Raw genomic sequence first — 11966 nt, 5'->3', positions numbered from 1 at the left:
GCGCCTGCTCGGTCTCGACGTCGTGGCGGAGGGCGTGGAATCGGTCGACGACCTGCACATCCTCCAGGCGATGGGTTGCCCGTTCCTGCAGGGCTATTATCTCGGCCGTCCGATGCCGGTGGAGGCCATGGACGACACGCTGCTCGTCACGCGCATCGCGGCGGCCTGAAACCCGCAGTCGCCGCGGAGCTTCCGAACCGGATCAGAAGCGCTTCGCGCCCGCCGGCCGGCGGCGCAGGAACCGGCGCGTCGCCGCGCGCCACAGGCGGTCGGGAACCCCGTAGAGCCAGACCAGCCCGGCGACGACGGCGACCGCCAGCAGGAACAGCCACGCCAGACATTCGAGGACGGGACCCGGTGCCGGCCCGGACTCCGCCCGGTCATACCAGAGGGGATCGGTGTCCCAGGGCGGATCGTTCTCGTCCACGATGAAACCCTCCACCACGGCGCCGACCCGCGGACCCGGATGTTCGCACGGTGATGGCCGACGGATCGCCGGCCGCCCCGGCTTACAGGACCTTTGGATCCGTTCCGCGCACCGACCCGAACGACCGGCACCGAACCGGCCCGGTGAGTGGACGCTACTGCCGGGGTTCGATTCCATCGAATACTCAATTCGGACGACATCCAGCGCCGGAACACCCTGTTCCGACCGGATCAACCCGTACGCTGTCGTCCCGCCCGCGTGACACCTCCCCTCGGTGGCCGGAATGGTCGCGGATCCTGCGAGATGCGATGACCGTGCAGCGGTCGATGGCGGCCGTGGATGGCGGCTCTGTCGGCCGCCTGTCTTGCGCGCCCGCGAGCCGGTCCCGAACCGGGCCGTGAACGCGACGCCCGACATCCGCCTCCCGCCACAAATCGGGGCCCGAAACCCGGCTCCCCTCCCGGGCGGCAAAGCTGGCCCCGTCTCGGGCAGCGCGCGGACGTTGCTGATCCACAGCCATTTATATTTGCACCGATACCGTATTCGGGACGGCACTTACCGTAACAGCCCAGCACGCGGGGTAACGGAGACCGGATGTGTCACCTTAATGCCCCAACGCCGGACTTTCCGCCGCCATCCCTAAGCCGGGGCGAGCCAAAGCGCCCGGTTTGCGCTAAGCGTGACGGTGGGGCGGGCTTGATCGGAGACGAGCGAAACGCCGTACCTTGGCCGTTTTCGTCTCGGACATCCGAACCGAAAGAGACCGCAAGGGCTTGTTCATCGTGACACGACGTCCACAAGCGAGTTGCTCGACATTCCGTTTGGTCGGGATGGTCTCCGGGCTCGCGATTCTGGCAGCGATGCCGGCGTCTGCCGAGACACTCGAAAGCGCGCTCGCGAAAGCCTATCAGGGCAATCCAAGCCTCAACGCCAGCCGCGCCGGCGTGCGCGCGACCGACGAGAGCGTCGCGATCGCGCAGTCGGGCTATCGCCCCCAGGTCAATCTCGGGGCGCAGATCGGCGTCCAGTACCTTCAGACCCGCAGCTCCAGCACCGCCGCGGCCGCGGCAGGCTCGGCCAGCACCGGCACGTCGGCGACCGGCACAGCCGGTCTCGGGGGCACCACGGGCGGCGTTACGGGCGGCACCGGGATCGGCGTCGGAACGAGCACGACGGGTGTCGGCACGACCGACATCGGGGCGGGCTCGTCCGGCGTGGCCGGCACGTCGGCGACCAGCGGAGCCGGGGCGACATCGAGCACGGCTGAGATCGCCTCGGCCCAGACCATCACCTCCAAGCGGACTGTCCGGACCACCTACCTGCCGAGCACCGCGAGCCTGACGGTCTCGCAGACGCTGTTCAACGGCTTCCAGACGGACAACCTGACCCGCCGCGCCGAGTCGACCGTGTACAGCCAGCGCGAGACGCTGCGCTACACGGAGCTGACCGTGCTCTACAACGCCGTTCAGTCGTACATGAACGTGCTCAGCAACACGGCGACGCTGGAACTCAACCGGAACAACGTCGAGGTCTTGGAGGAGCAGCTGCGCCAGACGCGCGACCGCTTCAACGTCGGCGAGGTGACGCGGACCGATGTCGCCCAGGCCGAGGCCCGTCTCGCGGGTGCCCGCTCGCAGGTGAGCGCGGCGGAATCGGCCCTGCGGACGAGCATCGGCATCTACCGGCAGAATATCGGTGTCGAGCCGCGCCAGCTTGCGCCCGGCCGGCCGCTGGACCGGTTCGTTCCGCACAGCCTGGACGCCGCCATCGCCATCGGCCTGCGCGAGCATCCGCAGATCGTGTCGGCGATCCACGCCGTCGACGCGGCCGAATCGCAGGTGAAGGTGCTGGAAGGTCAGCTGGCGCCGCAGGTCAGCCTGCAGGGCTCCCTCAGTCAGGTCTACGACCAGACCGGCCCGAACCAGAGCTTCTTCGTCGGATTCGTGGGCGGCCGGCTGAACATCCCGATCTACGAGGGCGGCCAGACCTACGCGCAGATCCGGCAGGCGAAGGAGACCGTCGGCCAGACGCGCATCCAGGTGGATCAGGTCCGCGATCAGGTCCGCGCCCAGATCGTCGATTTCTGGGGTCGCCTGGAAGCCGCCAAGGCCCAGGTCATCGCCGCCCAGGCCCAGGTCCAGGCGAACGAGGTGGCGCTGAACGGCGTGCGCGAGGAAGCCCGCGTCGGCCAGCGCACCACCCTCGACGTGCTGAATGCGCAGCAGGAATTGCTGAACTCCCGCGTGAACCTCATCGTCGCCCAACGCGACCGCGTGATCTTCTCCTACGGCGTGGTCCAGGCGATCGGGCAACTCACCGCGCGGTTCACGGCACTGCCGGTCGAATATTACAGCGCCAAGGTCCACTTCGATCAGGTCAAGGATCTGTGGTTCGGTCTGCGCACGCCGGACGGCCGCTGAGGACTTTTCCACGGGGAGTGTGTTGCGGGCACGCTTGCCGCCACGAAACGGCATGGAATACTGATTGAACAACGATCCGATCGGGTCGCGTTCCAGTCTCCCATGCCCGAGTGCGCCTGCCGATGAGTGCAGCAAGCCCAAAGATCCCGGACACGAAATTCCAGGACAAGGCTGCCGATAAGGCGCACGAGCCTTCGATGGAAGAGATCCTCGCGTCGATCCGCAGGATCATCGCCGACGATCAGGCCGCCAAGCCCGCCGAGACGACGGTCGCGCCGGAGCCCGATGACGTGCTCGACCTCGCTGAGGTCGCCGAGCCGGTGACGCGCCCGCGCGTGGTCGAGCCGGAGCCGGAGCCGGAACCTGCTCCGGATCTGCTCGATTTCGACGCGATCGACTTCGAGGACCCGGTCGCCGCGGCACCGGAGCCCGATCCGATCCCGGAACCGCCGGCACCACCGCGGCCGCAGCCCGTGCTCCAGGCCGTGCGCGCGCCGGAACCGGAGCCGGAGCGGGAGGCCCTGGTCTCCCCGGCGACCGACGCCAGCGTCAGCGGCGCGTTCAACCTGCTGGCCCATACGGTGCTGACGCAGAACGCCCGGACCCTGGAGGATCTCGTCAAGGAGATGCTCCGGCCGATGCTGAAATCCTGGCTCGACGACAACCTGCCCGCCGTGGTCGAGCGCCTCGTGCGCGCCGAGATCGAGCGGGTCTCGCGCGGCCGCTGAGCCGGCGGCCTGGGTACGGTGGCCGCGAGCCGCCGTCCGCGTGTTGACGGGAGCGGCGTGACGGTCGAAAGCGGGGCCAACCCCGTTTGGACAAGCGCCGGCCCGTACCCGCGATGATGGACAAGACCTTCGAGCCCACCTCCGTCGAGGCGCGGATTTCCGCCGCCTGGGCCGAGGCGGACGCCTTCCGCGCCGGCCGGCCCGAGCGCGCCGGGGCTCCGCCGTACTGCATCGTGATCCCGCCGCCGAACGTGACGGGCTCGCTGCATATGGGCCACGCCCTCAACAACACCCTGCAGGACATCCTCTGCCGCTTCGAGCGCATGCGCGGCAAGGACGTGCTCTGGCAGCCGGGGACGGACCATGCCGGCATCGCCACCCAGATGGTGGTCGAGCGGCGGATGATGGAGCAACAGGAGCCCGGCCGCCGCGAGATCGGCCGCGCGGCCTTCGTCGAGAAGGTCTGGGCCTGGAAGGCGGAATCCGGCGGCGCGATCGTCAACCAGCTGAAGCGGCTGGGCGCCTCCTGCGACTGGTCCCGCGAGCGCTTCACCATGGACGAGGGCCTGAGCCGGGCCGTCCTCAAGACCTTCGTCGACCTGCACCGGCAGGGCTTGATCTACCGCGACAAGCGGCTGGTGAACTGGGACCCGAAGTTCCAGACCGCGATCTCGGATCTGGAGGTCCAGCAGATCGAGACGAAGGGCCATCTCTGGCACTTCGACTATCCGGTCGTCGACGAGAGCGGAACCGAGACCGGGGCGGTCATCACGGTGGCGACCACCCGTCCCGAGACGATGCTGGGCGATACCGGCGTCGCGGTCCATCCCGAGGACGAGCGGTATACGGCGCTGGTCGGCAAGCGCGTGCGCCTGCCGCTGGTCGGGCGGCTGATCCCGATCGTCGCCGACACCTACTCGGACCCGGAAAAGGGGACGGGCGCGGTCAAGATCACCCCCGCCCACGACTTCAACGATTTCGATGTCGGCCGCCGCCAGGGGCTCGGCGTGATCAACGTCCTCGACCCCGAGGGGCGGATGCTGCTCGAGGGCAATGCGGCCTTCCTCGACGGGACCTCGCCCGAGCCGGAGGCCCTGGCGCTCCACGGCCTCGACCGGGCGCAGGCCCGCAAGGCGGTGGTCGCGCTGATGGAGGCGCGCGGGCTCCTGCGCGCGACCGAGGCGAACACCCACGCGGTCCCGCACGGCGACCGGTCCGGCGTGGTCATCGAGCCCTACCTGACCGACCAGTGGTACGTGAACGTCAAGCCGCTCGCGGAGCGCGCCCTCCAGGCGGTGCGCGACGGGCAGACCAAGTTCGTGCCCGAGAACTACGAGAAGATCTTCTTCCAGTGGCTCACCAACATCGAGCCCTGGTGCATCTCGCGCCAGCTCTGGTGGGGCCACCAGATTCCGGTCTGGTACGACGCGGAGGGCGGCATCTTCGTCGCCGAGAGCGAGGCGGAGGCGCTGGAAGCGGCCGAGGCGAAGCACGGCCGCTCCGTCGCGCTGACCCGCGACGAGGATGTCCTCGACACGTGGTTCTCCTCGGCCCTCTGGCCGTTCTCGACCCTCGGCTGGCCGGATTCGACCCCGGAACTCGGCCGCTTCTACCCGACCAACACCCTGGTGACCGGCAAGGACATCCTGTTCTTCTGGGTCGCCCGGATGATGATGATGGGCCTGCACCTCACCGACCGGGCCCCCTTCGACACGGTCTACCTGCACACGCTGGTGCGGGACGCGTCGGGGGCGAAGATGTCGAAGTCGAAGGGCAACGTCGTCGATCCGCTGGAGCTGATCGATCAGGTCGGCGCCGACGCCCTGCGCTTCACCCTCTGTGCGCTGGCCGTCCAGGGCCGCGACATCAAGCTGTCCACCGACCGGGTCCAGGGCTACCGCAACTTCGCGACCAAGCTCTGGAACGCCGCCCGCTTCGCCGAGCTGAACGGCTGCCGCCTGGACCCGGCCTTCGATCCGCGCTCCGCCACCGGCGCGATCAACCGCTGGGCGCTCACCGAGGCCGCGCGCGCGGTCGACGAGGTCACGGGTGCCCTCGAGGCCTTCCGCTTCAACGACGCCGCGGCGGCCGCCTATCGCTTCGTCTGGAACATCTTCTGCGACTGGTATCTCGAACTCGCCAAGCCCGTGCTCCAGGGCGAGGGCGTCGACCCCACGATCCGGGCCGAGACGCAGGCGAGCGTGGCGTTCCTGATCGATCAGGTCGCCAAGCTGCTGCACCCGTTCATGCCGTTCCTCACGGAGGAGCTGTGGGCGATCAAGGGGGCCGAGCTGCCGGAGCGCGGCCTCCTGACCCTGGCCTCCTGGCCGGACCTCGGCGGCCTCGCCGATGCGGCCGCGGAGGCCGAGGTCGGGTTCGTGGTCGATCTCGTCAGCCAGATCCGCTCGGCGCGGTCCGAGACCAATGTCCCGGCCGCCGCGCAGATCCCGCTGGTGATGGTCGGCGCGGCCCCGGAGGTCCGGGCGCGGGTGGAGGCATGGCGGGACACGCTGCTGCGCCTCGCGCGCCTGTCGGACATCACCTTCGCGGAGGCGCCGCCGAAGAACTCGGTTCAGCTGCTGGTGCGCGGGAGCGTCGCCGCACTGCCCCTGGAAGGCGTCGTCGATCTCGCCGCCGAGGTCGCCCGCCTGAAGAAGGAGCAGGGCAAGGCGCAGGGCGAGATCAAGAAGATCGACGCCAAGCTCGGCAATGCCGACTTCGTGGCCCGGGCGCCCGAGGAGATCATCGAGGAGAACCGGGAGCGGCGCGACAGCGAGGCGGCGCGGCTCGTGAAGATCGAGGAGGCTCTGGTCCGGCTCAGCGGGGACTGAGCGCCCGTCCCGGGCCGCTGAGGCCCGGGCTCGGCGCCCTGCGCCGGCGGGACCGGCAGCGCGCCGTCACCCGGACGGCCCTGCGTCAGCGGCGGGTGCCGAGGGTGCCGGTGAAGGCCCGCGGCCCGGCCCAGTTGGCGGCCGACGCGTCGTTCGGGCTCCAGAACCCGTCCTGCGACGCGGCCCGCGGATGCGTGGAATAGTCCGGCGGAACATAGCCGCCGGCCTGGTTCCAGTAGCCGGGCCGCAGGTGGGTCGCCGACTTGGCGGTGCGATCGTCGCCGGGGCGGCGCGTATCGACACCGTATGTCCTCATGGACCCGCCGCGCGGCGCGTGATCTGCCACGGCGGGCTTCGCGTCAAAGTAGTCACGGTAATCCGCGTACGAGTCGGCCGCCAGCGCGCCGACAGTCGGCCCGAAGAACATGGCGGCGGCCAACAGCGTCTTCATTGCAATCCCCTCTGCCTGAACACTGGGATCGAGCAACGCCGAAACTTATGCCGGCCTGCCGAACTCAGCGGGATTTAAGGCCGACCCTCGGAAATCGCGGTGTCGGACAGCACAAGCCTGGGCCTGTCCCATGCCGCATCGAGGCGTCGCACTCTTCCGATCGCAGGCCACCGCCGGGATCGCGATGGGTCTCCGCGATCGATTGGCCACCTGTCCAAACGGTAATCTGACCGCCACGCCCGGGTCAGGCGGCGCTCTCTAGACAGATCCCATCGACGGCCGCGACCGCAGGCGTCGTCCCGATCAGTTTCGAGAGGTTGAGCCCCCCATGACCGAGACCCGTCCCACTGGCCGCACCTCGCGCCGCGCCCTCGCCTCCGTGGCGGCGGCCGCGCTGATCGCCGGCGGTGCCATCGGCAGTGGCTATCTGCCGAGCGCGACTCCGGCCTACGCGCAGGCCCTTCCGAAATCCCCGATCGAGGCCCCCGAGCACCCGCCGGGCTCGTTCGCCGGCATCGTCAACAAGGTGAAGCCGGGCGTCGTCTCGGTGAAGGTCAAGCTCGACGACTCCGCGAGCAGCGACGACGATGACGGCCCGAGCCAGGGCCGCAACCTTCAGAATGTGCCGCCGCAGCTGCGCGAGTTCTTCAAGCGCTTCGGCCAGAACGGCCCCGGCGGGATGCAGCCCCAGCGCCAGGGTCCGCGCGGCGCGGTCGGCTCCGGCTTCATCATCTCGGCCGACGGCTACGTGGTCACCAACAACCACGTCGTCGATCACGCCAAGACCGTGCAGGTGACCCTGGACGACGGCCGCACCCTCGACGCGAAGGTCATCGGCAAGGATCCCAAGACCGACGTCGCTCTGCTGAAGATCACCGAGGGCTCGAACTTCCCCTACGTGCAGTTCGGCAAATCCGCGCCTCAGGTCGGCGACTGGGTTGTGGCGATCGGTAACCCGTTCGGCCTCGGCGGCACCGTGACCGCCGGCATCGTCTCGGCCCGCGGCCGCGACATCGGCGCCGGTCCGTACGACGACTTCCTGCAGATCGACGCGCCCATCAACAAGGGCAACTCAGGCGGCCCGACCTTCAACGTCAACGGCGAGGTCGTCGGCGTCAACACCGCCATCGCGTCCCCGTCGGGCGGCAGCGTCGGCCTCGCCTTCGCGATCCCGGCCGAGACCGTTCAGGCGGTGGTCGATCAGCTCCGGACCGACGGCAAGGTCGCCCGCGGCTACCTGGGCGTCCAGATCCAGCCCGTGACGCAGGACATCGCCGAGGGCCTGGGCCTCGACAAGGCCAAGGGCGCGCTCGTCGACCATGCCGAGAACGGCACCCCCGCGGCCAAGGCCGGGCTGAAGGCCGGTGACGTGATCGAGAAGGTCAACGGCGATACGGTGGACAGCGCCCGCGAGCTGTCGCGCAGGATCGCCGGCATGAAGCCCGGCGCCAAGGTCGAGCTGAGCTACCTGCGCGGCGGCAAGTCCGACACCGCCACGGTGACGCTGGGCACGATGCCGACCGACGGCACCAAGATGGCGAGCCGTGACGAGGATTCGAGCAACGGCCAGCCGCGGCTCGGCCTGCAGCTCGCTCCGGCCGGCGATGTCGGCCTGTCGGATCAGGGTGTCGCGGTGGTGCAGGTCGATCCCGACGGGCCGGCTGCCGCCAAGGGTATCGAGGCGGGTGACGTGATCCTCGATGTCGGCGGCCAGAGCGTGTCCCGTCCGTCGGATGTGGCGACGCAGATCCGGGCGGCCGAGTCGAGCGGACGCAAAGCCGTGCTGATGCGGGTGAAGAGCGGCAAGGGCCAGACCCGGTTCGTGGCGGTCTCGCTCAACAAGAAGGACGGCTGAGGCCGGCTCCTCCTGGCGCGGGGCCCCTCCCCCGCGCCGCCGCGTGGTGACCTCCGACTGGCGCCGGCCGAACAGGCCGGCGCCTTTTTGTCGTCCCTCACGATGGTCCTGGCACGCCCTGGGAAGCGAGAAACCGGCCTGCTTCGGGTCCGCTGGCAGAAAAGGGGTTCTGACGTCTTAGCGCTCCGCAGCCGGTATCCCAGCCCCGTTCCGAGCCGGGCGCGACAGCGTCCGAGCGACGCGAAGGCCGCATTGGAGTCACGGCCCAACCGCATCAGGTCCCCCAGCCGTGCCCGGCCGCGGGCGAAAGCGAAGAACACCGCCGCAATGTCGGGTTCACCGTCCGCCGTGAGCGCCTGTGCGGCGAAGGCGGGCAGCGCCTGACCGGCCGGATCGCAGATCACGCGCAGCGCCGCGAAGGGCACGCCGTGCCGGCCCGCGAAGGACGCAGCCACATGCGATTCCATGTCGACGGCAGCCGCGCCGGAGGTCGCCCGCAGATCGGTCTTGCCCTCGACGGAGAGCACGGCCGTATCGACACCGGCCAGATCGGCGGCGATCACCCGCGCGCCGGAACCGGACAGGAGATTGAGGAGCGCCGCCGACAGGTCGAGATCGGCGGCACGCCGCCCGTCTTCGCTCACCACGCCGGTGCCGACGACGACGTCACCCGGCTTGAGGGAGGGATCGAGCCCCCCCGCGATGCCGAAGCTCACAACCGCCCGGCAGCCGGCGGAGACGCGCGCGTCGAGGAGGTGACGCAGGCGATGCGGGTTGCCGCCGGCCCCCACCGCCTCGACCCCCTCCCCCGCCGCCATGCGGCGCTCGCGGGCGAGGCCGGTGACGGCCAGGACGGGTGCGGTGGGATCGATCATGGCGCGCTGGTGGACCAGTCCGGCCAGGTCCGCAAGCCGGCGCGGACGTCGCGGCGGCGTCTGGGCCGGCTCCGGCGCGGAACGCGGTTCGCCCGGTCCCGCGGGATCGCTGTCTGAGGAGGCCACGTCTGGAATACCGGGCTCGCAGATCGGTCGTCGGAACGGTCGAACGCGCTGCGATCCGGCGAGGCGCGGCCGGCCCTGCGGGCCGGCCGCAGGCCGTCACATGCCGAACTGGACGCGCCGGCTGTTGCCGCGCTTGAGGTTGCGGTAGCGCGCCATCGCCCAGAGCGGGAAGAACTTCGGGTAACCATGATACCGCAGGTAGAACACCCGCGGGAAGCCCGTGGCCGTGTAGCGCTCTTCTTTCCAGAACCCGTCCGCGCCCTGCGTGCGGGTCAGGAAGTTGATGCCCCGGGTGACGGCCGGATCGTCGACCGCGCCGGCCGCCATCAGGGCAAGCAGCGCCCAGGCGGTCTGCGAGGCGGTGGACGAACCGGGCTCGAAGGCCGGGTCGATCTTGTACGAAGAGGCGTCCTCACCCCAGCCGCCATCCGGATTCTGGATCCGGATCAGCCAGTTCACCGCCCGCTGGATGCGGGGATCGGCGGGATCGACACCCGCGGCGTTGAGGGCGCACAGCACCGACCACGTGCCGTAGATGAAGTTCATGCCCCAGCGGCCGTACCAGGATCCGTCCTCTTCCTGGTCGTTCAGGAGGTAGTTCACGCCGCGGTCCAGGGCGCGGGAGGTCTCCCGGGTCTCGCCGAGCTGGGCCAGCATGCCGACCACGCGGGCGGTCACATCCGCGGTCGGCGGATCGAGCAGCGCGCCGTGATCCGAGAACGGGATGTGGTTGAGGTACATGTGGTTGTTGTCGGCGTCGAACGCCGCCCAGCCGCCGTCCTCCGACTGCAGCCCCTCGACCCATTCGCGGGCGCGGGCGATGGAGACCTTGTAGTCCGGCATGCCGGCGACCAGACCGTGCTGGCGCATGGCCCGGTCCATCGCCATCACCACCACGGCGGTGTCGTCGAGGTCGGGATAATGGGCGTTGGCGTACTGGAATGCCCAGCCGCCCGGCCGGACCTTCGGCTTGCGGGCCGCCCAGTCCCCGACGATGTCGAGCACCTGCCGGGGCTTCAGCCAGTCGAGCCCGGCGCGGGCCTGGGCCTCGGCCTCGGGGCCGCCGGCTTCCAGGAGCGCGTGGCTCGCCAGCGCCGTATCCCAGACCGGCGAGACGCAGGGCTGGACATAGGCCTCGTCGGCCTTCTCGACGACGAGCTTCTCGATGGCGTCGCAGGCGACGCGGACCTGCGGGTGATCGGGCCGGTAGCCCATCACCTCGTACATCAGCACCGAATTCACCATGGCGGGGAAGATGGCGCCCAGGCCGTCCTCGCCGTTCAGGCGCTCGCTCACCCAGGCACGGGCCATTTCCATGGCCCGCTGGCGGCTCTTGCGCGGCAGGTGGTTCTCGACCCGCTGGAGCACCCGGTCAATGAAGCCGAAGATCGGGGTCCAGGGCCAGGTGGCATGGGGCGAACCCGGCCACGAGCGGACGCTCTCCGGCGGCGTGATGAACAGCTCCTGCACGCTGATGCCCCGCGGGTTGCGGGCCCGGGGCTTGGTCGCCTGGAGCACGAACAGCGGCACCACGGTGGTGCGAGCCCAGTAGCTGATCTTGTCGAGGTGGAAGGGGAACCACTTCGGCAGGAACATCACCTCGACCGGCATCACCGGCACGGCGCGCCACGGCACCTCGCCGTAGAGCGCCAGCATGAAGCGGGTGAAGACATTGGCGTTGGCCGCGCCGCCGCGGGACAGGATGCCCTCGCGCGCCCGGCGCATGTGCGGCGCCTCGATGTCGTCGCCGATCATCTTCAGGGCGAAATACGCCTTGACCGTGCAACTCATGTCGAACGGCCCCTCGTGGACGAGGGCCCAGCCGCCGTGACGGCCCTGGGTGCGCCGCAGGTAGGTGCCGATCTTGGCCTCGAGGTCGCCGGGGACCTGCGTGCCGCGGAAGTGGTGGAACAGGATGTACTCGGACGGGATGGTGGCATCCGCCTCAAGCTCGAAGCAGATATGCCCGTCGTCATGCGCCAGGTCGGTCAGCGCGCGCGTCGCCTGTGCCACGCCGCGCTCGACGTCCTCGAGCGCGATCCCCTGCGTCTTGGAGCGCTGCAGCGCCTCGACTTTGCTTACGGCCTCTCTCATAGTCCTCGCCTCGAACGACCGCCTCGCGGCGGACGCCATGCCTCAAGCTGCGCCGCGCGCTGGGGTTCCAGAGCGCACGACCGATGCCGCGCGCAAGGAACGCGCGGCCGTCTGGCCCGAACGGATCGCTCCCTCGATCGTCGATGGCAGGCCGGTCGC

The 11966-nt window shown here is 69.8% G+C and carries 8 protein-coding genes and 1 pseudogene; 5 read left to right on the top strand and 4 right to left on the bottom strand.

Annotated elements, in window-relative coordinates:
• A partial coding sequence (locus tag I53_RS31750; protein WP_148291224.1) for an EAL domain-containing protein occupies positions 1-169 on the top strand: 169 nt, incomplete at its 5' end.
• Positions 170-202: 33 nt separating this feature from the next.
• Here I53_RS31750 and I53_RS23410 read toward each other — a convergent pair.
• Complete coding sequence (locus I53_RS23410; RefSeq protein ID WP_043355250.1) at positions 203-427, bottom strand: hypothetical protein; 225 nt, start codon at positions 425-427, stop codon at positions 203-205.
• Between the two features lie 830 nt (positions 428-1257).
• On the opposite strand from I53_RS23410, the gene I53_RS23405 reads away from it, so the two are divergent.
• The 3 genes from I53_RS23405 to I53_RS23395 all read left to right on the top strand — a co-directional run bounded on the left by I53_RS23405 (position 1258) and on the right by I53_RS23395 (position 6406).
• Entirely contained in the window at positions 1258-2847 is a 1590-nt protein-coding gene (locus I53_RS23405; RefSeq protein ID WP_051045025.1) for a TolC family outer membrane protein, read from the top strand.
• A gap of 197 nt (positions 2848-3044) precedes the next feature.
• Entirely contained in the window at positions 3045-3575 is a 531-nt protein-coding gene (locus tag I53_RS23400) for a PopZ family protein (protein ID WP_043355243.1), read from the top strand.
• Positions 3576-3688: 113 nt separating this feature from the next.
• Positions 3689-6406 (top strand): valine--tRNA ligase, encoded by a 2718-nt coding sequence (locus tag I53_RS23395; RefSeq protein WP_043355241.1) that lies wholly within the window; start codon positions 3689-3691, stop codon positions 6404-6406.
• An 85-nt stretch (positions 6407-6491) separates the two neighbouring features.
• Here I53_RS23395 and I53_RS23390 read toward each other — a convergent pair whose 3' ends face one another.
• Positions 6492-6857: a hypothetical protein gene (locus I53_RS23390; protein ID WP_051045023.1), complete on the bottom strand. Its 366-nt coding sequence runs from the start codon at positions 6855-6857 to the stop codon at positions 6492-6494.
• A gap of 328 nt (positions 6858-7185) precedes the next feature.
• On the opposite strand from I53_RS23390, the gene I53_RS23385 reads away from it, so the two are divergent.
• A complete protein-coding gene (locus tag I53_RS23385) occupies positions 7186-8712 on the top strand; it encodes a Do family serine endopeptidase (protein ID WP_043355239.1) in 1527 nt (508 codons plus the stop codon).
• Between the two features lie 197 nt (positions 8713-8909).
• On the opposite strand, the pseudogene I53_RS31745 reads toward I53_RS23385, so the two are convergent.
• Positions 8910-9587 (bottom strand): annotated as a pseudogene (locus I53_RS31745) (phosphorylase); the annotation flags it as partial.
• 222 nt (positions 9588-9809) lie between these two features.
• Complete coding sequence (shc, locus tag I53_RS23375; protein WP_043355235.1) at positions 9810-11807, bottom strand: squalene--hopene cyclase; 1998 nt, start codon at positions 11805-11807, stop codon at positions 9810-9812.
• Positions 11808-11966: the final 159 nt, after the last annotated feature.

Source organism: Methylobacterium sp. B1 (genome assembly GCF_000333255.1).
GTDB classification, from domain to species: Bacteria; Pseudomonadota; Alphaproteobacteria; order Rhizobiales; family Beijerinckiaceae; genus Methylobacterium; species Methylobacterium fujisawaense.
Note: the sequence above shows the minus strand (reverse complement) of the source record. Positions and strands in the feature narration are given on the sequence as shown.

Bases quoted from the DNA above. Each gene is read 5' to 3' on its own strand.
- I53_RS23405 (WP_051045025.1), top strand. From the start codon at position 1,258: ATGGTCTCCGGGCTCGCGATTCTGGCAGCGATGCCGGCGTCTGCCGAG.
- I53_RS23400 (WP_043355243.1), top strand. From the start codon at position 3,045: ATGGAAGAGATCCTCGCGTCGATCCGCAGGATCATCGCCGACGATCAG.
- I53_RS23395 (WP_043355241.1), top strand. From the start codon at position 3,689: ATGATGGACAAGACCTTCGAGCCCACCTCCGTCGAGGCGCGGATTTCC.
- I53_RS23390 (WP_051045023.1), bottom strand. From the start codon at position 6,857: ATGAAGACGCTGTTGGCCGCCGCCATGTTCTTCGGGCCGACTGTCGGC.
- I53_RS23385 (WP_043355239.1), top strand. From the start codon at position 7,186: ATGACCGAGACCCGTCCCACTGGCCGCACCTCGCGCCGCGCCCTCGCC.
- shc (WP_043355235.1), bottom strand. From the start codon at position 11,807: ATGAGAGAGGCCGTAAGCAAAGTCGAGGCGCTGCAGCGCTCCAAGACG.